15 protein-coding genes are annotated in these 18,381 nt (G+C 60.9%); 8 read left to right on the top strand and 7 right to left on the bottom strand.

The window, feature by feature from the left end; all coding sequences use genetic code 11:
- The first annotated feature begins 101 nt into the window (after positions 1 to 101).
- From hpnK to AC11W3_RS09310, 3 genes are all read left to right on the top strand, one after another.
- Complete coding sequence (hpnK, locus tag AC11W3_RS09320; protein WP_484091042.1) at positions 102 to 968, top strand: hopanoid biosynthesis-associated protein HpnK; 867 nt, start codon at positions 102 to 104, stop codon at positions 966 to 968.
- A complete protein-coding gene (locus tag AC11W3_RS09315) occupies positions 961 to 1,341 on the top strand; it encodes an EamA family transporter (protein WP_484091043.1) in 381 nt (126 codons plus the stop codon). The genes hpnK and AC11W3_RS09315 overlap by 8 nt, the downstream gene beginning before the upstream one ends.
- A gap of 87 nt (positions 1,342 to 1,428) precedes the next feature.
- The gene (locus AC11W3_RS09310; protein ID WP_484091044.1) at positions 1,429 to 2,193 is read left to right on the top strand and encodes a DUF3108 domain-containing protein; all 765 of its coding nucleotides are present in this window, start codon (positions 1,429 to 1,431) and stop codon (positions 2,191 to 2,193) included.
- A gap of 69 nt (positions 2,194 to 2,262) precedes the next feature.
- Here AC11W3_RS09310 and AC11W3_RS09305 read toward each other — a convergent pair whose 3' ends face one another.
- Both AC11W3_RS09305 and asnS read right to left on the bottom strand, forming a co-directional pair.
- Positions 2,263 to 2,652 carry a hypothetical protein gene (locus AC11W3_RS09305; RefSeq protein ID WP_484091045.1) on the bottom strand — a complete coding sequence of 130 codons (390 nt, stop codon included), beginning with the start codon at positions 2,650 to 2,652 and terminating at the stop codon, positions 2,263 to 2,265.
- 403 nt (positions 2,653 to 3,055) lie between these two features.
- On the bottom strand, positions 3,056 to 4,441 hold the full coding sequence (gene asnS, locus AC11W3_RS09300; protein WP_484091046.1) for an asparagine--tRNA ligase: 1,386 nt from the start codon (positions 4,439 to 4,441) through the stop codon (positions 3,056 to 3,058).
- A gap of 178 nt (positions 4,442 to 4,619) precedes the next feature.
- Between asnS and AC11W3_RS09295 the strand changes: the two genes are divergently transcribed.
- Positions 4,620 to 4,970 carry a S41 family peptidase gene (locus AC11W3_RS09295; protein ID WP_484091047.1) on the top strand — a complete coding sequence of 117 codons (351 nt, stop codon included), beginning with the start codon at positions 4,620 to 4,622 and terminating at the stop codon, positions 4,968 to 4,970.
- A gap of 28 nt (positions 4,971 to 4,998) precedes the next feature.
- Positions 4,999 to 5,484, top strand: coding sequence for a glutaredoxin domain-containing protein (locus AC11W3_RS09290; RefSeq protein WP_484091048.1), 486 nt, complete (start codon positions 4,999 to 5,001; stop codon positions 5,482 to 5,484).
- Between the two features lie 63 nt (positions 5,485 to 5,547).
- On the opposite strand, the gene AC11W3_RS09285 is transcribed toward AC11W3_RS09290, so the two are convergent.
- Positions 5,548 to 6,510 (bottom strand): HD domain-containing phosphohydrolase, encoded by a 963-nt coding sequence (locus AC11W3_RS09285; protein ID WP_484091049.1) that lies wholly within the window; start codon positions 6,508 to 6,510, stop codon positions 5,548 to 5,550.
- 275 nt (positions 6,511 to 6,785) lie between these two features.
- Between AC11W3_RS09285 and AC11W3_RS09280 the strand changes: the two genes are divergently transcribed.
- The 3 genes from AC11W3_RS09280 to AC11W3_RS09270 all read left to right on the top strand — a co-directional run bounded on the left by AC11W3_RS09280 (position 6,786) and on the right by AC11W3_RS09270 (position 8,677).
- On the top strand, positions 6,786 to 6,968 hold the full coding sequence (locus tag AC11W3_RS09280) for a MerR family transcriptional regulator (protein ID WP_484091050.1): 183 nt from the start codon (positions 6,786 to 6,788) through the stop codon (positions 6,966 to 6,968).
- A gap of 121 nt (positions 6,969 to 7,089) precedes the next feature.
- Entirely contained in the window at positions 7,090 to 8,052 is a 963-nt protein-coding gene (locus tag AC11W3_RS09275; protein ID WP_484091051.1) for an HD-GYP domain-containing protein, read from the top strand.
- A 124-nt stretch (positions 8,053 to 8,176) separates the two neighbouring features.
- Complete coding sequence (locus tag AC11W3_RS09270; RefSeq protein WP_484091052.1) at positions 8,177 to 8,677, top strand: chemotaxis protein CheX; 501 nt, start codon at positions 8,177 to 8,179, stop codon at positions 8,675 to 8,677.
- 102 nt (positions 8,678 to 8,779) lie between these two features.
- Here the strand turns inward: AC11W3_RS09270 and AC11W3_RS09265 are convergent, their stop codons facing one another.
- The 4 genes from AC11W3_RS09265 to AC11W3_RS09250 all read right to left on the bottom strand — a co-directional run bounded on the left by AC11W3_RS09265 (position 8,780) and on the right by AC11W3_RS09250 (position 18,138).
- The gene (locus AC11W3_RS09265) at positions 8,780 to 11,911 is read right to left on the bottom strand and encodes an Ig-like domain-containing protein (protein ID WP_484092905.1); all 3,132 of its coding nucleotides are present in this window, start codon (positions 11,909 to 11,911) and stop codon (positions 8,780 to 8,782) included.
- Between the two features lie 234 nt (positions 11,912 to 12,145).
- Complete coding sequence (locus AC11W3_RS09260; RefSeq protein WP_484092904.1) at positions 12,146 to 13,771, bottom strand: fumarate hydratase; 1,626 nt, start codon at positions 13,769 to 13,771, stop codon at positions 12,146 to 12,148.
- Between the two features lie 357 nt (positions 13,772 to 14,128).
- The gene (locus AC11W3_RS09255) at positions 14,129 to 16,609 is read right to left on the bottom strand and encodes a hypothetical protein (protein ID WP_484092903.1); all 2,481 of its coding nucleotides are present in this window, start codon (positions 16,607 to 16,609) and stop codon (positions 14,129 to 14,131) included.
- Positions 16,610 to 16,776: 167 nt separating this feature from the next.
- Positions 16,777 to 18,138, bottom strand: coding sequence for an OmpP1/FadL family transporter (locus AC11W3_RS09250; protein WP_484092902.1), 1,362 nt, complete (start codon positions 18,136 to 18,138; stop codon positions 16,777 to 16,779).
- Positions 18,139 to 18,381: the final 243 nt, after the last annotated feature.

Here is an 18,381-nt window from a genome sequence, read left to right as displayed (position 1 = left end):
CCTTTGAAAAAGGGGGATTTAGGGGGATTTGGTTTTCGACTGCAGAGGCTGAAATCCCCCCGACCCCCCTTTTGCAAAGGGGGGAGGTGGATGAGATCCTTATGAAAGAGCTGATCATAAATGCCGATGACTTCGGCCTCTCCTGCGGCGCCAACCGCGGGATCATCAGGGCCTGGAAGGAAGGTATCCTCACCAGCGCGTCGCTCATGGTCGGTGGAGAGGCCTTCGAGGAGGCCGTGGATCTCGCCCATGAGAACTCGGATCTCCAGGTGGGGCTGCACCTGACCCTGGTCCAGGGGCGGGCCCTCGTCCCCCGGAAGGGGCTCCCTTCCCTGGCGGACTCGAACGGCGACTTCAGCAACGACCCGGTGCTGGCGGGGATGCGTTACTACTTCATCAAGCCGCTAAGGAAGCAGCTCTACTGCGAGATCGAGGCGCAGATCAACCGCTGCCGGGAGGCGGGAATCAGGCTGAGCCACATAGACGGGCACCTGAACATCCACATGCACCCGGTGGTCTTCGATATCCTCTGCGAGCTGATGCCGAAGTACGGGATCGAGACCTTCCGGCTGTCACGGGAGAGCCTCCCCGCGAACCTGGCGGCCGACCGCGAGAGGCTGATCGGCAAGTGCGCCGACGCCTTCATCTTCGCCTCCCTGGCCAAACGCTGCCGGAGCAGGCTGGACCGGCTCGGCATCCGCTATGCCGGTGAGGTGAAGGGGTTACTGAATTCCGGGCGGATGACCGAAGATTATCTGCTGCAGGCGCTTGACAGTGTGGGTGACGGACTCACGGAGATCTACTTTCATCCCGGATGCCGCCCCTGCGCCGAACTGGACCGCTGGATGCCCACCTACCGCCACGACGAGGAGCTTGCGGCCCTGACCAGCCAGCGGGTGGTGGCAAAGCTGAAGACCCTCGGCATCCGGCTGAGAAATTATCGAGGAGAGGTAAAGAAAGATGCTTAAGACTATCGTCGTGATGCTGATAGCCGTTACGGCCGGGACCATAGGGGACGTGCTGCTCGCCCGCGGCATGAAGGAGCTCGGCGACCTCTCCGCCATGAACCTCAAGGGGATCTTCAGCGTCTTCCTGCAGGCCCTCACCTCGCCAAGGCTGGTGCTGGGGACCTGCATGCTGGCGGTATTCTTCTTCCTCTGGCTGGCCGTCCTCTCCTGGGAAGACCTCTCCGTGGCCCTCCCGATGCAGGCCCTCAACTATATCCTCGTCGCCTTCCTGTCCCAGTACTTCCTGCACGAGGTGGTCAGCCCGCTGCGTTGGGCCGGCACCATCCTGGTTGCCATAGGTGTGATTCTCATCACCAAAAGCGGCGGAGCCTGAGGTTTTCCTCGCCGGATCGGCCGCTTATGGCGGAATTGCCCGATATTTTCCTTGTAAAAAAATCGGCCTTTCCGCTACTCTGGAACGATGAAAACTTTAGCCCTGTTGGCCCTAAGCGCGTTCCTTTCCCTCCCTCTCACCGTCTCCCCGGCGTCGGCCCTCACCGTCCCGGAAAAGCTCGTCTATGACGTAAGCTGGACCGGTGTACCCGCGGCCACCGCCGTCCACGAAATCACCGCCAAGGGAAACGATCTCCACATCACCTCCACCACCCGCTCCGCAGGATGGATCAACACCTTCTTCGCGGTCGATGACCGGGCCGAATCGGTGATCACCCGCGGCAGCGGGCCGGACCATTTCGGCATGCCGAAAAGCTACCGGATGAAGATCAGCGAGGGGAAGTACCGTGCCCTGAGAGAGGCGCAGTTCGACCCGGACAGGCTGAAGGTGGAGGCGAAGGACCTGATCAAGAAAACGGAAAAGGTCGACGACATCAGCCCCAAGACCTTCGACAGTCTCTCCTGCGTCTACTACATCAGGTCGATGGAACTCATCCCCGGCAAGTCCGTCTTCGTCGACATCTACGACTGCAAGAGGTTGTGGAAGACCGAGGTGCAGGTGCTGAGGCGGGAGGAGGTGACCACGCCGGTCGGCCGGTTCAAAACCATCGTGGTTAAGCCGCTGCTGAAGGCGGATGGATTCTTCGCCCGCACCGGCGATGTCACGGTCTGGCTGACCGATGACGAACTTCGGATACCGGTGAAGATGACGACCAAGGTGAAAATCGGGAAGATAACCGCAACCCTGGTCGGTGGGAGCTACTGGCCCAAGGAGACGGCATCGGCACGATAGAGCGGAAATAGAATAAAAAAGGCCCCAGCGATCTCACCCGCTGGGGCCTTTTTGCGTCTTTGGTTCGAACTACCGCTGTCCTTCGATCTGGACCACGATGTTTCCGGGCTGGCCGACCCTGGCGATCACGATCTCGCCCCTGGTGCGATTTATGTTGTCGACACGATAGCTCTTGCCGTCGAACTCGATGGCAGCGCCCTCGTTCAATTCCTTGATCCGCAGCGTCTTTACCGTTGCTGCCGGCTCCCCTTGCGTGGTCCAGTAGTCGTAGTAGATCGACCAGCAAGCGGTCAGCAGTACGCAAGCGATGATGGCCATGCCGAGATAATCGGCCATGGTCAGCGCTGAGTTGGGATTGCTCAGGAGGTGGACGGTAAAGACCAGGCTGAAAATACCATCGGCAATAATAGCGGCCAGTGCGGCGTCAACACGCACCCGCTTCCCTGCGTTATTTCCCATACATTCCAATCCCTACATGGCATTTCATTTAACTGGTCCCGGAGGGGACCACAGGAATACATGCACTTATGCTCGATTTGTGCCAGCTGGGGGCAGCGGAAGTTGCAGGAGCTCGATCTTCGGAGGGGCAGGCGGCATGGTTGGAGGCTATGTGCCGGGGATGACAGGGGATAACCGGAATAGGGAGGGGCTGATGCTCTTTTGTCTACCAGCGGCGGAGGGGGAAATGACCGGCCCTTGCTTCGGGTGGAGTGGGGGGGGATGGCTCAAAGTCGCGTGCAATCACCACGCTGGCCTTGAGGTATACGGTTAAAACACGGCACGATGTCCAGGGGGCCGTGCCGGAGGGGGACGGGAAGGCCCCCGCGAAGGGGCCCTTGCCTTTAAGGCCGATGCCGGCTGGTCAGAAGTCGGCGTGCTTCGGTGTCCGGGGGAAGGGGATGACGTCCCTGATGTTCTCCATGCCGGACAGGTACATGATCAGCCTTTCGAAGCCGAGACCGAAGCCGGCATGCGGGGTCGAGCCCCAGCGCCTGGTGTCGAGGTACCAGGAGAGGGCTTCCGGCGCAATGCCGCTCTCGGTCATGCGCTGGGTGAGGCGGTCGAGCCTCTCCTCGCGCTGGCTTCCGCCGATGATTTCCCCCACCTTCGGGACCAGCAGGTCCATGGCCGCCACGGTCCTGTCGTCGTCGTTCATCCGCATGTAGAAGGCCTTGATCCCCTTCGGGTAGTTCGTGATGAAGACGGGACCCCCCACCACGTTTTCGGTGAGGTAGCGTTCATGCTCCGACTGCAGGTCCAGCCCCCATTCCACCGGGAACTGGAAGGTCACCGGTGCTTTCCGCAGCCGCTCGATCGCCTCGCCATACTCCATCCTGGCGAAAGAGGCGCCGGCCACGGCCTCGATCCTCTCGATCAGCCCCTTGTCGATCTGGCTATTGAAGAACTTCATGTCCTCGCCGCAGTTGTTCAGGGCGAAGGTGCATAAGCGTTTGAAAAAGGACTCCGCCAGGTCGGCGTCGTCGTGGAGATCGGCAAATGCCATCTCGGGCTCGATCATCCAGAACTCGGCGGCGTGGCGCGAGGTGTTGGAGTTCTCGGCCCGGAAGGTGGGGCCGAAGGTGTAGATGTCCGAGAAGGCCTGGGCGAAGATCTCCCCTTCCAGCTGGCCGCTGACGGTGAGTCCGGTGGCCCGGCCGAAGAAGTCCTCGGAGAAGTCGACTTCCCCGTCGATCCTGGGAGGGCTCCCCAGATCCAGCGTGGTAACCCGGAAAAGTTCACCGGCACCCTCGCAGTCGTTGGCGGTGATGATCGGTGTGTGGACGTAGAGGAAGCCGCGTTCGGCGAAGAAGCGGTGGACTTCCTGGGCCAGGGCCGAGCGGAGCCTGAAGACCGCGCCGAAGGTGTTGCTGCGGACCCGCAGATGGGCGATGCCGCGCAGGAATTCGAAGGAGTGCCGCTTCTTCTGCATCGGGTAATCTTGGTCCGCCTCCCCGACGATCTCGACCTCCCGGGCCTTCAGTTCCAGCGCCTGTCCGGCGGCAGGCGACTCCTGAAGGACGCCCCTGACGGCAATGGCGCTCCCGGTGCCTATGCGGCTCACTTCGGAGAAGTTGGCCAGATCCGGCTCGGCCACCACCTGGATGCCGGCCAGGGAGGAGCCGTCGTTGAGCGCGATGAAGGTGACCCCCTTGCCGGTCCTGACGCTTCTCACCCACCCCTTCAGCAGCAACCCATCTCCCGGCTTCCCACTGGCCAGTGCCTCTCTTATCCTGGTTCTGACTGTCATATCGACCACTCCGCTGGACGTTAGAATATAAGATGTTAAGATTCATTATAATATCACACCGAAGTCGCGGCCGCAAAAAGATCTTCGTTTGCCCGTTACCATGGTACGATACATAGGCTTGACAGAAAGAGCAGGGTTAGCTACCTTCCCCATCATGAATAAAACTATCCAAAGAGTTATGGTGGCATTCCTGCTCCTGACCGGAACGGCCTGGGGCGTCAACTCATCGGTTCTTTTCGGCGGGGTCGGGATAGACGGGGTGGCCAGGACGGATGGGACCATCGTGGTGAGACAACTGGTGCTGGGAGGGCCCGCTCAAGAGGCGGGAATACACGCCGGCGACATCATCACCCAGATCGACGGGACCTCCACGGTCGGCAGCGATTTCAAGAAGATGGTGGAACACCGCCTGCGGGGACGCGCCGGGACGCCGGTGGTGCTGAAGGTGAGGAGGGCGGGAAACCCGAAGCCGCTCTCGTTCAAGCTGGTGAGGCGACAACTGGCTGTTTCGCCCGCCAGGAAGAAATAGCAGCAGAAGCAGCAGTTCCGGGGGCATTATGAGGACTTTGCTGATAGCAGCCGCGGCTCTTCTTTTCCTGCTTCCTCTTTCCCAGGCCCGCTCCGAGGAGATGAGCGCCACCCTGGTGCCTCAAAGCCCGCTGGCGGAAACGCCGCTTCCGGAGAATCCTCTCCCCCCCGCTCCCCTCTCCGAAACCGGGACCCAGGAGGAACTCCTTCCCGGGAGCACGCTCCCCCAAAGCCCGCTCCCCGCGACCGGCCCGCCCCACAGCAACTACCCCAAGATCGTCCTCTTCTCCGTCTCCTGGTGCCCGCACTGCAAGGCTGCCAAGGAGTACCTGACCAGAAACAACATCCCCTTCATCAACAGGGACATCGAGATAGATCCCGACGCCTATCAGCTCCTGACCCGGAAGTACAACAGCCAGGGGGTTCCGGTAATCGTGATTGGCGACGATGCAGAGGTGATAAGAGGATTCGACGAAGAGAAATTCCAGAAGGTGCTGGAGAAGTATAAGAAGTAGCTTCGAAAGATGATCTGTTATTGTCCCGGTCCGGCTGCCGGTGTGAGGCCGGCGGTTCCCAAACTAAGGTCCGGCGATTAGGCCGAAGAGCGTATCGACCAGGTACGGGTCGAGGTTTTTCCCCTTCATTCCCGTCAGAGTAGCGACCAATTCCTCCCTGGTGAACCCCCTGCGATAGGGGCGGTCCATGCTGAGTGCGTCGCAGATGTCCGCTGCCGAGACGATCTGCGCCTCCAGCGGTATCCTCGATCCCTTCAGCCCCATCGGGTAACCTGTGCCATCGTAGCGCTCGTGGTGGTAGAGAACGATGTCCTGCACGGCCTTGGGCAGGTTGGCCTTGCGCACCACCTCGCACCCCCATTCCGGATGCTTCTTGATGATGGCGAATTCCTGGTCCGTCAGGCTCCGCTCCGCGTTCAGAATGGCCTCGGGGACCCCGATCTTGCCGCAGTCGTGCAGCCAGCTGCCGTAGCGGATCTGTTGACTGGTATCCTCGGACAGCCCCAGTGCCTCGGCAAGCCGCAGCGCCAGGCCGGCCACACGGTCGCAGTGTCCCTTGGTGCAGGCGTCCTTGAGCTCGATGGTCTGGGCCAGGGAGTGCAGGATGAATTCGTCCTCGCGCTTCAGGGACTGCAGCACGCGGTACCTGCGGAGCCCGTCCTTCACGGCACGCAGCATCTCCGTATTCTTCCACGGCTTCATCACGAAACGGAAGACCTCGCCGCTGTTGATGGCCGCCAGGGTGGTGCTGAGATCCGCCCGCCCCGTCACCATGATCTTCACCGTGTGCGGCGAGACCTCCTTGATCCTGCTGAGGAGTTCCACCCCCCGCATTCCCGGCATCTCGTTGTCCGAGACCACCACGGCGACCGCCTGCTGCTCAACGAGCTTCAGGGCTTCCAGGGCAGAACTGGCGGTGATGATGTCCAAGCCTTTGTTGCGGAAGATGCCGCTGGTGTAGGCGAGGTAATTTTCCTCGTCGTCCACGAACAGGACCGTCTCTCGCGCACCTTCGTTTAAAGACATTACAGATCCCCTTCCAGGCACTTCATTAGGGCGCCATCCCCTCTCTTCGGCACGAGGACTCATTACCTTAGCAAAAATATCACCCCCGCGGCCTCCAACCGGCACGCGGAGGAGTGGCTATCTCCCCTAAGCATGCTTGACAACAGGGGGGACAGCGGTACCATCCAACGATGTGGGGTAAGAGTGAATGCCTCATGGGAGAGGTCGCAGGGGGAGTCTCCCGCATGATAGCCGGGGCTTCCCCTTTCTCATTTAAAAGTTGCAGGGAGGCGGTTATGCTGGTGACGAAGGCGTGGTACACCATCGCTGAGGCCGTGGACAAGTTCGGCGTGGAAGAGGCGCGGCTGAAGGTCTGGATAGAGGAGGGCGTGATACGGACCGAGGAGGAGAACGGTGAGGTGGCCAGGGTCAATGGCGACGACATCGAGTTGAAGCTCGCGGAACTGACGGGAATATAGCGTCGTTTCGGAAAAAAGCCCATCTCGGATTCAAGGTCTTCGCGATGCTGCCGATATAGTGATCTGTGCCGCGCCACTGAGCTAAGTGGCCGGACCAGTTCGCGGTGACGGAGGTTGTGCTATGGGTGAGCTGTATGTCCCCGTTAATATCGAGACCATTCAGGCCGAGGTCTTTCCCGATGTGGCCCTGTACATCCGCAGCGGCGACAAGTATATCCTCTACAAGAGCCATGGGCGCAACTTCTCCAGCGCCGACGCCGCCCGACTGATCGAAAACAACGTCGAGTTCCTCTTCGTCAGCCCATCCGACCTGGAGGTGATCACCTCCTTCATGGAGAACAACGCCGAACGGGTCCTCACCGACGACACGATCCAGCCCAGGACCAAAGGGAAGATCATCTACCAGACCTCGATCAACTTCGTCGGTGACCTGTTCGAGCACCCGGAGAAGGTCGCCGATTCCTCCCGCAGCAAGAGGCTGGTGGAGAACCTGTTGAAATATCTCTCCAGCGATGCCGCCTGCCTCGATTCCCTGGAAAGCGTCATGTCTCACAACTATTACACCTTCGTCCACAGCCTGCAGGTGGCCGCGCTTTCGGTGCTGCTTCACAAGGAGGCCTACCTGCTCTCCCATGACGAGATGATGGACGTCGCCATCGGCACGCTGCTGCATGATTTCGGCAAGGTCTTCGTGTCGCAGGAGATCCTCAACAAGGATGGGAAGCTCACGGCGGCCGAGCAGGAAGCCTACCGGAGGCACCCGGAAGAGGGTTACCAGTACCTGAAAAAGAACACCCGGATCTCCGACATCTCCTTGGGCGTGGTCCGCTATCACCACGAGCGCAACAACGGCAAGGGGTACCCGCAGGGACTGAAGGGGATTTCCATATCCCGCAGCGCGCAGGTCGCGGCCATCTGCGACGTCTACTGCACCCTTACCATCGACCGCAGCTGCCGCAAGGCCCTCTCCTCGTCCATCGCGCTGCACCTGATGAAGCAGGAGATGAAGGAATCGTTCAACGAGCGGCTTCTCGATGCACTGGAGGGGATAGTCTGCACCGATAACCCCGCGCAGTTCCTGTAGGGAAAAAGTCCCGGTGTCACCGCCGGGAAGACTCGCGCCGAGGCCCGCGCCGCCTTTCGTGAGGGGTTGGAAGTGGCAGCATCAGCAGCAGGGCCCGTGATGGGGTCAGGAAAGGGAGGAAGTTTTGAGTAGCATCACCTTTGAAGAAATCATGTTCACCATCATGTCGGCTACCCAGGACACCTTCAAGAGCTACATGGACACCGACATCTATGCCGGCAAGGTGGAGAAGAAGATCAACCCGATGCGCAGCGACGTGGTGGGCATTGTCGGGGTGGCGGGCGACCGGGTCGGCTACATCCTGGTGGCTACCGAGAAGCACTCTGCCGAGCAGATAGCGAAAGAGCTCCTGATGCTGGACGAGGCGGACGAGGACGCCATCAACGACGCGGTAGGCGAGGTCACCAACAACATCGCCGGTGTCTTCAAGACCAAATATCACGAGCTCTACGGGAGCGTGGCGCTGGGCCTCCCCCTGGTGGTCTCCGGTCGCATCCGCCCCATTGATGAGTTCCCCGAGACCGCCCCGAAGGAGGGAAGCATGAGCGTCCAGTGCAAGGGAGTCACCATCCCCTTCACCACCATGGACGGCAGGATCAACTTCCGGGTCATGGTTTACATGTAAACCTCTCCCCTTTTCCCACAGAACCAAAAGGACAGGCGGCTTTTTGTGAATCTCTCACAACTGCCGCCTGTCCTTTTTCGTTCACCGCCTTTCACTTCTCCACTACCTGAACCTGAAGCTATCGATAGTCACGGTACCGTTACTGACAGTGAGGGATCCGGTGGTGGAGTACCCTCCGCTGTTCGTGGTAAAGGCGGTGTCATAACCACCTTGCAGGAGCACCGCGATGTCCTTGGCCAGGACCAGGCTCTCGGCGAAGCTCATGGCCTGGGCCTCGATGGTGTTGCCGCTGGTGGCGTTGTCGTAGGCGCTCTGGAGAGTCTGGTACCCTGTAGCGGCAGGAGCCAGGAGCCGGACCGGGGAGGGTGCTGCCGCGGTTGTGAATGTCCAGGTCATCGCCTGGCTCATCGCGTTGCCGGCGACGTCCTTGACCGCGGTGGTGATGGTGGCGGTATAGGTGGTGGAGTAGGCGAGGCTTCCGCTCGGAGCGAAGGTCGCCGTCCTGGTCGTGTCATCGTAGGTCACGGTGCCGGTCGCGCCGTGGTCGACGGTGAAGTTCGCAAAGGTAATGGTGTTCGCATCGACGCTTTCACTGAAGGTGGCGGTTATGGGAGCGGTAATGCTTACTTCCGCAGCGCCGGCCGCGGGAGAGATGGCGGTGACAGTCGGCGGCGTGGTGTCCGGCATCACCACAGTGGTCTTGAAGATCCCTCTGCCATGGGTTGCCGCAAGGAGGGTGGAGTCATCCAGCCAGGAGAGTTCACTGATCTCGACGTTGGCCGGGCCGTCGTTGGTGGTCTGCCAGGTGGTGCCGCCGTCCTGGCTGGTGAAGAGGCCGACCTCCGTTCCGACATAGAGCCAGTTGGAGTTGGTCCGATGGCGGACGATGGTGAAGATCGGGACGCTGGGGAGATTGCCGGTGATATTGGTCCAGGTGGAACCGTTATCCGCGGTGACATAGAGGTTGTCCGCATTGTAGCCGCCGAAGGCTGCGTAGACCCGATTGGGATCATCCGGATCGATCATGATGCGGTTAACCATCCTTGCCGGCGTTTTGGTGGTAGAGACCTGGGTCCATTTTGGAGAGGCTGCGAGACTGTTGGAGCTCTGATAGATCTTGCCGTTGTTATGTCCGACCCAGACCGTGGAGGAGATTCCGTTCGCCACGGCAATGGCGCTGATGTTGCTGCCGATGGAGGCCTTGATGGCACTCCACGACGGTGAAGAGGCCTTGACGGCGAGACTCTGCCAGAGAGAAGCGCCTCCCGCAAGGAGCCGGTTGTTGTCGTTGGGATCGAGGATGAAGGGGGCGATGAAGTTGGCGTTGGCCGACTGCCCCGCGTCGGTGATGCCGCTGTAGATATAGGAGGATGCCGCGCCGTTGGTGGCGCGGTGGAGCTGCAGATAAACGTATTCGCCGTAGAAATAGTTGTCATCCTGGCTGTCAACCGCGGAGAAGCCGCCATCCCCCCCGTAGGCCAGCTGCCAGTCGTTCGCCGTCGGGGATTTCACCTGGGAGCCGTTATCCTGGGTGCCGCCGATGATCCTGCCGCCGGCGGAGGTATGCCCGGCTCCGCTGTAGAACTGGGTGATCGCCAGGCCGTTGTTGAGGTTTTCCCAGCCGCTGGTCTCGGTGGCCAGGGAGATGTCGGGGGACCGGAAGACCCCGCCGTCGTTGGCGTTGTAGAGCCTTCTGTTGGTGGTGCCGTCATAGTTCGGATCGGAGACCAGGACATGATGGTCGGCATGCGGGACCTGGCGGTAGCCGTTATACATGTTGTTGACCCAGTTGCTGATTTTCGTCCAGCTCACCCCTCCGTTGGTGGAGCGCCAGAGATCGAGCCCGCCGATGACGAGATGCGAGGCGTTGGTCGGGTCGACCCAGATGGTGTTGTCGTACCATCCCTGGGATCCTAGGTGCTGGGGATTGGAAACCGTGGTCCAGCTCGCTCCGCCATCGGTCGATTTCAAGATCTGTCCGCTGGAGTAGTCCTTGGAGGCATAGACAATCTGGGAGTTCGACTTCGCGTATGCCAATTCTATCCTGATGGAGCCGACGAAGGTCCCCCCGGTGATCCAGCTCTGCCCGCCATCGACGGAGTACATGATGTCACTGTAATAGGTCCCGGAGGCATAGCGGATGACGTTGGCGACTGCCTTGCGCGGATCGTTGGGATCGAACCGCACGTCCGATACCCTGCCAAGGTTACTGACGATGCTCCAGCTTGCCCCGCCGTCGGTAGAGCGGTAAATGGCGCCGACATTGGCGTAGTAGCCTCTGGTGGCGGCGAGGATGGCTGAGCCGTCGCCGGCCATGGCGAGGCGATTGACATAGAACCAGTTATAGTCTTCGCTGCTGATGTTGCTGGAGGGCGTGGTGGCCGGCAACTGGTTCCAGGTGACCCCGCCGTCCGTGGACTTGAAGACCCCCGCCCCCCTGACCGCGTCCCCGTTGTAGGCTCCCTCGCCGGTGCCGGCGTAGATGACATTGTGGTCCCTGGGATCCATGACCAGGCTGCTCACCGAGAGGTTGCCCATGAAGTCGTTGCACGGGCTCCAGGAGGCGCCCCCATCGGTGCTGGTCCAGATTCCGCCGCTAACGCTCCCCACCCAGATCCGATCGGCATTGGTCGGGTCGACGAGAATGGCGCGAATCCTTCCTCCGACATTGCCGGGGCCAAGCGATGCCCATTGATTGCCGCTGATGCCGGCGGAGAGGGTGGAGGCACTCCCCGGTACCGTGGGGTCCGCCGTGGCTGTCGTCCCTGCGGCCGCACTTCCAGCAAATCCGGTCCCGGTACCTGCGGCAGTCCCGGGGCCGCCCGGCTTTCTCAACATGTTCTTTCGGTGCTCAAGAGCCTTTATCAGCCCCTCGGCCTTGACCTTCCCGTCCTCGCTTCGCCTCTGCATGTTGCGGAATTCCGCCCATTCCCCGGGGTGGTCCGCCTTCGGCTTGTCGAGCCTGGCAAAGGCCCGTTGCAGGGCGGCATCGGGCATGGTGCAGATGTCGTTGTTGGCGAGGGAGCGATAGGTCTTCAGGGCTGCCAGCCGCGCCGGTGATACATTGATGCTGCGCGCCACCACTTCATCCGCAGCATTCTGGGGACAGCGTTCGATCAGGGGGCGAAGGTTACTTGTGGTTTCGCCGCCGGTATTGAGTGAGAAGCTCTGGCAACCACTGAACGTCAGGCATAGAGACAAAAGCAGCAGGTAAAAGCCATTCCTGGTGAGCATGGTCCTCCTCATAGCATCACAATTCAGAGCCAAAGATGACTAAGTGGTCCGCAGGCACTCGACGTTACCGGGTCTGCGGGCAACACGGATCAGTAATACCACGATCTGCTTCTTTTTGAAACTTTTAACAAACTGGAGCTGACAGAAATTGCAGTGCTTTTATCCTCGCTCCAAAATAAAAAAAGCCCCCGGTGCCGAAACGGCCGGGGGCTTTGATTTTCGCAGAATGGTCGGTTACACACCCAGCTGCTTGAAGAAGTCGTTACCCTTGTCGTCCACCAGGATGAAGGCGGGGAAGTCGACGACCTCTATCTTCCAGACTGCCTCCATGCCGAGTTCGGGGTAGTCGATGCACTCGACCTTCTTGATGTTCTCCTCGGCCAGGATGGCGGCGGGACCGCCTATGGAGCCGAGGTAGAAGCCGCCGTGCTTCTGGCAGGCATCGGTGACCTGCTGGCTGCGGTTGCCCTTGGCGATCATGATCATCGAGCCGCCGTTGTCCTGCAGCAGGTCGACGTAGGAGTCCATGCGGCCGGCGGTGGTGGGGCCGAAGGAGCCGGAGGGCTTCCCTTTCGGGGTCTTCGCCGGGCCCGCGTAGTAGATCGGGTGGTTCTTCAGGTAGTCCGGAAGGGGCTTGCCGGAGTCGAGGAGTTCCTTGAACTTGGCGTGGGCGATGTCGCGGCCGACCACGATGGTGCCGGTCAGAAGGAGCGGCGTGGAGACCGGGTGTTTGGTGAGCTCGGCCAGCACTTCCTTCATCGGCTTGTTAAGGTCGATGCGGACGCCGTGGCCGTGCTTGCCGCGGTACTGCTCGGGAATCAGGCGGCCCGGGTTGTCGTCCATCTGTTCGACCCAGATGCCGTCCTTGTTGATCTTCGCCTTGATGTTGCGGTCGGCGGAGCAGGAAACGCCCATCCCGACCGGGCAGGAGGCGCCGTGACGCGGCAGGCGGACGACGCGGACGTCATGGCAGAAGTACTTGCCGCCGAACTGGGCGCCGATGCCGCTCTCCTGTGCTGCCTTGAGTAGCTTTGCCTCGAGCTCGACGTCGCGGAAGGCCTGGCCACCCTCGTTGCCGGAGGTGGGGAGGGCGTCGAGGTACTTGGCGCTGGCGAGCTTTACGGTCTTGAGGCAGGTCTCGGCGCTGGTGCCGCCGATGGCGAAGGCCAGGTGGTACGGCGGGCAGGCCGCGGTGCCGAGGGTCTTCATCTTGGCCACCAGGAACTTCACCAGGCTGTCCGGGTTGAGGAGGGCCTTGGTCTCCTGGTAGAGATAGGTCTTGTTGGCCGAACCGCCCCCCTTGGCCATGAAGAGGAACTTGTACTCGGTTCCCTTGGTGGCGTAGAGGTCGATCTGGGCCGGGAGGTTGGTCCCGGTGTTGATCTCCTTGTACATGTCGAGAGCCACGGTCTGCGAGTAGCGCAGGTTTTCCTCCGTGTAGGTCTTGTAGACCCCCTTGGAGAGGTATTCCTCGTCGTTGGCGCCGGTCCAGACCTGCTGGCCCTTCTTGCCCATGACGATGGCGGTGCCGGTGTCCTGGCAGACGGGCAGCTCCAGCTGTGCGGCCACCTCGGCGTTTCTCAGGAAGGCGAGGGCGACGCCCTTATCGTTCTGGGAGGCCTCCGGGTCGGCGAGGATTTTCGCGACCTGCTCGTTGTGCTCCGGACGCAGCATGAACGAGAGATCCTTCATGGCGGTGTTGGCCGCGACGGTCAGCGCCTCAGGCGCCACCTTGAGGATCTCCTGGCCTTCGAAATTCGCCACCGATACGTACTTCTGTGAATCGGGGATGAGGCGGTATTTCGTGGTGTCCGGCCCGAGCGGGAAGGTGTCCTGGTACTTGAAATCGGGAGTTGCCATCGGTTGTCTTCTCCTTTTGGTGGGATGATGGTGACTAACTGTATTCGAAGAAAAATCGTCGCTTGAATGGTCGCGCCGGCTCGAATCGTATGCCGCCCGCCGTAATTTGTATACAGCATGTGAATATATTGCAAACGGCTCATTTTGTCGAGAGGAAGTTTAGGGAGCGCGCACGAGGAAGAGGTCGGTAGGGATGGGGCTATAGGGCAGGGGAGCGGGGTCGAATCGCTGGGTGAGTGGGGTGCTGCTGGTGGTTGCTGGTTGGTCCTGGCAACGGAGGGGAGAATGATTATTCGCCCCTACCGATTCCTTCCCCCTCCCCTGGAAGGAGGGGGCTGGAGACCGCATATCCACAGCTCACTTCTGACGCCCGAAGACCTTCATCACCGGCGGCGGGACCACCTTGTATTCCATCCCGGTGCCACCACCGACCGCCAACCTCGGCAGCGCCGATGACGTCACGGTTGGATCCACCACCAGGTCCCTCGTCAGGAAGTACACCATCTGCCGCTGGGCTAGCTGCAACGATATCGGGGAGTTGACCGCATCGATGAGGAAATTATGGGTGACGTCCGCCTGGTCGAATTGGAAATAACCCTCCCGCGGCGCGGTTGCCGTGGCGTCTATGGCGGCCAGGGTCGCCTTCGGCGCCAGCGTGCCTCCGGAAAGGGTGAACATGAAGAGCGACGGGATCCTGCCGGAGGCATATGCCAGCTCCTTGAAACCGGGGGCGATGTCCGTTCCCAGTGCCCCGCGTCCGCCGAGGGCGTTGCCGAAATAGCGGGTGCTGGAGTTGGGAACCACCAGGTCTCCGTTCAATGGCGTCCCCGTGGCGCTGAACGTCGTGCTGGTCCCCTCCTGAATCGAGATGCGTCCGGAGAGCCGCGATGGCAACTGGTCGGCCGACTGGAAGTTCGGCAGCGGTGTGGTCATGGTGGCAGGATCGACCGGGTCGAGCACCGTCTGGGTGAGGAGGAAGAACTGCTCGTAGCTTGGTGTTCCTGTCGCGATACCCTTGGCGGCAAGTCCCGCGTTTATGCCCGGTCCGAAATCGGGGCTTTCCCGGATCAGATAGGCGACGCGGCCCCCGGGGGAGTTCAGCAGCCCCTTCATGTCCCTATCGAGCGAAGCCTGGGTGTAGGGTGGCTGTCCCGTGGCCGGATTAAGCGTCGTATTGCCGGCCAGGTAATAGGCGCCGACGATGGCGCCGAGGCTCAGAGCGACGTATCTCGGCTTGATGGCTGGATTAGGCGCGTTGGCCCCCAAGGCCGCGAATCCCATCGCGGCGAAGGCCGGATTAAAACTGGGGGTGGCAATTACCAACTCGAGCCGGTCCAGGTTGAAAGCCGCCTGCTGGATGTTGGAGCGGGTGGCCAGCGGAGCTCCCAAGGCCATGAAGTCCTGGGTCCACTGCTCCCGCACGGTGTGCCCCGGCATCGCCAGTTGGCCGTGCAGCGGGAGGTCGATGGCCACCACTGCGAAGCCCGCCGCGGTCAGGGAACCGGCGACCCCGAGCACATCTTCCTTCTGGCGGTTGATGCCGTGCTGGAAGATGACCAGCGGCCAACCACCCGTCGGAGGCGTACCTGCCGGAGAGAGGTAGACGAACGGAATCTGTCGCTCGGAGTTGTACCTGTAGCCGGTGAGCCTGCCGGTGGTGAAGTTGCGGAAAGGCTGTACCACGGAAGTTGCCGCGCTGTAGGTGCCGAACGGGACGTTGAGGTTTATCGACCTGCTCGACCGCGCCACGACGGGATTTACCGATATGTCGGCACTGGTGAAGGTCCCGGTCGCCACCGCCCCGACGCTGGCAGGAGCGCTGACCGTTCCGCCTGTCACGCTGGCCCAGTAACTTGCCGGGGTCAGGCCCGAAGGGGTGGTAACGGTGACGCTGTTCAGGCCGGCTCCGATCCAGCTCTTCCCGGGGAGTCCGCCGGGGAGGTCACTGCCGGCGGCGAATGCCCGCAACGCGCTTTCCACAGGCACGAAGCTTCCGGCAGGATTCCCCGGGGCGGTGGAGACAAAGCCTGCCGTGGTGGTGATGAACCGCCCCAGGAGGGCGATCTGCGTCCTGCTCGATACCGTGGTGATTGACGAGGAGGCTGTCATGTCGTTCATGACCTTGGCGTAGCCGGAAAATAAGATGTTCCCGCCCGAATCAACGGTATTGGCGCGGATGGCCTCGAGCCCGGCGAAGGCCCCCCCCAGCGGAACCGTCGACTTCAGTGCCTGGAAATATACCGAACCGGTGACGGACGCGCCGGTAGCGGCGTCTTTTACCCGGTTGGTCACCAGGTAGAGGTAGCGTGTCCCGGGCAGCAGCGGGAAGTTGGGAAACAATGAAACGTCGCTTCTCCCCGCTGTGTACTTGAAGGTAAAGAGTCCGGTGACCTCGGTGAAGCGCAGCGCGTTGTTCTCAGTGGCGGTCGGGCTGGCACTGTCGGGGGTGATCTGGAAGACCTTGATGTTTTCGGGCGTAACGGTCGAGGCAACCAGCGGAGCGGCAAAGCGGATGTAGATCGGCGCGTTTAATCCGGAGACGGCGTTGGTGTTGCCTACCTCGTAGCGGTTGACGTAGGCCAGAGCCTCCAGCGGGTTCATGGCTGCTGTAGCCGGACGGCTGATGACGTCGCCGGTCGCCGGGTCGGTGAACTGGGTAAGGGGATCCTTCGCCGTCGCCGTGGCCAGGACGTTGGGAAGCGGGATAGTCCCGGTCGTGGGGTCGAAGAGGGCAGTGTTCGAGCTCGTGCTTTCGGTCCCGCCGGAGTGTTCCCCGCAGCCGCCCAGCGGGAGCAGGATCAAAAGATACAGCACGAAGCGTTGCAAGAAACCTTTCATAATCCACCTCGTCGGACGGCAGTCGCTTTCCCCGTTTCCTTCACCCTTCACCCTTCACCCTTCACCCTTCACCCTTCACCTTTCACCTTTCACCTTTCACCTTTCACCTTTCACCTTTCACCTTTCACCTTTCACCTTTCACCTTTCACCTTTCACCTTTCACGCCTCTAAAACTTGACCGTGATATTGGCGGCCAGGAGGTAGGCGTCGCTCTTGAACGTGCCGTCAGCGCCGCGCAAGGTGGACATGTCCTGGTTGTTTACCTTGCGGTCCAGGAAATGGACCCACATGTAGGCGAGATCGAATGCGGCATAGTCGTTGTGAATTCCCGTCCCTATGGCAAAGCTGTGACGGTCGGAGTCGGGCAGCAGCGGGTCGATGGTGGCATCCGGAACGGGAGAGATGTCATAGGAGTAGCCGGCCCTGAGGTCCACCCGTGGGGTCAGCGCGTACTGGGCACCGAACTTGTAGCTCCAGACGTCCTCCCAGTTTCGGGGCTCAGGCTGATTGTTGAAAGCGGCGAATTGCGGGCTGTCGAATTCGATTTCAAACTTCTTGAAAGAGCTCCATCCGGTCCTGGTGGCGTCGAATTCGAGCGTCAGTTTGTCGGTGGGGCGCCAGGCGACGGCAAGGTCCAGCGAATCGGGTAGGGTCACGGTGGTCGAGGCCGCAGTCGTTGCCCGTGCGCGCGTGAAAGGGAAAAGTGCTGTGCTTGAGAGCCCGATGGCCCCCAAGCCTGTCGGTGTTGTGGCCAGGAAATTGGCATCACCCCGTATGTCGAGGTTTACTTCACTGCGGTAGGCGAGGCCAAATGACAGGTCCCGGCGGGGCTTCCACATGATTCCGAAGTTATAGCCGAAGCCTGTGGCCGTCCCGTCCAGGCCCAGTGACCCCAGCTCGAAGGCTCCGGAGGGGGGGGAAGGGTTGGACGGGTCAATGAAGGGACTGTAGGCCGACCTCTGCAGCGAGACGATGGCGTAGGTCACGTCGAGTCCGGCTGCGACTGCAAGCTTGAGGTCGTCGAAACGGTAGGCCACGGTTGGCTGGAAATTGACCGGCTTGATGGAGACGTTCTGGACTTGGTTGCGGAAGACGCTGCTGTCATCCCAGCTCTTGGACAGGGGGTAGATCGCGTTTATCCCCAGCCCGACCGAGAGGGGAGCCTTGTGGAAGCTGTAGGTGGCGTAGAAGGTAGGCGAGACGACCAGATCCCGCTTCGACCTTTCCTTAACCACCGAGTTGCCGGTATCGAGAGGGGGATTGCCGCTCAGGGGAGTGGTCCCGGTGAACTCGGTCTGCGGCTCCGTTATCCCGGTCATCCCCACGCTGAACTGGGCTCCCCGGAGGAAGGCGATGCCGGCAGGGTTGAAATAGAGCGCTGAGGGATCATCCGCCTGTGCCGAGAAGGCATTCGCCATGGACATGGCCTTGGCGCCCTGTTCGCTTATTTTGAATCCCGCCGCATAACATGTGCCGCTCATCCCCCAGACGAAGCTGAAGATGGCGGCACAAAGCGATGCCTTTCTCATTGGGTTCTCCTTTAGAGAAATCATGAGGATGACCGAGTTTTGCCTGACATGCTTCGAATTGTGGAAAGGAGGCTCCGCATAGCCTGAACCCGCGGCCTCTCAACCAACCGCAGGCAGAGCGCTGCAGAATAAAGATGAATATCTGCTCATGCTACAGCCGTTAACGGCGAAGTCAAGGCGCTATCATTATGAATTCACAGCCGGAAAGGTGAGATGCGATCCAGAAAATAGGTGCACGCGGAT

This window comes from Geomonas sp. (genome assembly GCF_056994735.1).
This window is presented reverse-complemented; position numbering and strand designations above follow the sequence as displayed.

Bases quoted from the DNA above. Each gene is read 5' to 3' on its own strand.
- hpnK (WP_484091042.1), top strand. From the start codon at position 102: ATGAAAGAGCTGATCATAAATGCCGATGACTTCGGCCTCTCCTGCGGC.
- AC11W3_RS09315 (WP_484091043.1), top strand. From the start codon at position 961: ATGCTTAAGACTATCGTCGTGATGCTGATAGCCGTTACGGCCGGGACC.
- AC11W3_RS09310 (WP_484091044.1), top strand. From the start codon at position 1,429: ATGAAAACTTTAGCCCTGTTGGCCCTAAGCGCGTTCCTTTCCCTCCCT.
- AC11W3_RS09305 (WP_484091045.1), bottom strand. From the start codon at position 2,652: ATGGGAAATAACGCAGGGAAGCGGGTGCGTGTTGACGCCGCACTGGCC.
- asnS (WP_484091046.1), bottom strand. From the start codon at position 4,441: ATGACAGTCAGAACCAGGATAAGAGAGGCACTGGCCAGTGGGAAGCCG.
- AC11W3_RS09295 (WP_484091047.1), top strand. From the start codon at position 4,620: ATGGTGGCATTCCTGCTCCTGACCGGAACGGCCTGGGGCGTCAACTCA.
- AC11W3_RS09290 (WP_484091048.1), top strand. From the start codon at position 4,999: ATGAGGACTTTGCTGATAGCAGCCGCGGCTCTTCTTTTCCTGCTTCCT.
- AC11W3_RS09285 (WP_484091049.1), bottom strand. From the start codon at position 6,510: ATGTCTTTAAACGAAGGTGCGCGAGAGACGGTCCTGTTCGTGGACGAC.
- AC11W3_RS09280 (WP_484091050.1), top strand. From the start codon at position 6,786: ATGCTGGTGACGAAGGCGTGGTACACCATCGCTGAGGCCGTGGACAAG.
- AC11W3_RS09275 (WP_484091051.1), top strand. From the start codon at position 7,090: ATGGGTGAGCTGTATGTCCCCGTTAATATCGAGACCATTCAGGCCGAG.
- AC11W3_RS09265 (WP_484092905.1), bottom strand. From the start codon at position 11,911: ATGCTCACCAGGAATGGCTTTTACCTGCTGCTTTTGTCTCTATGCCTG.
- AC11W3_RS09260 (WP_484092904.1), bottom strand. From the start codon at position 13,771: ATGGCAACTCCCGATTTCAAGTACCAGGACACCTTCCCGCTCGGGCCG.
- AC11W3_RS09255 (WP_484092903.1), bottom strand. From the start codon at position 16,609: ATGAAAGGTTTCTTGCAACGCTTCGTGCTGTATCTTTTGATCCTGCTC.
- AC11W3_RS09250 (WP_484092902.1), bottom strand. From the start codon at position 18,138: ATGAGAAAGGCATCGCTTTGTGCCGCCATCTTCAGCTTCGTCTGGGGG.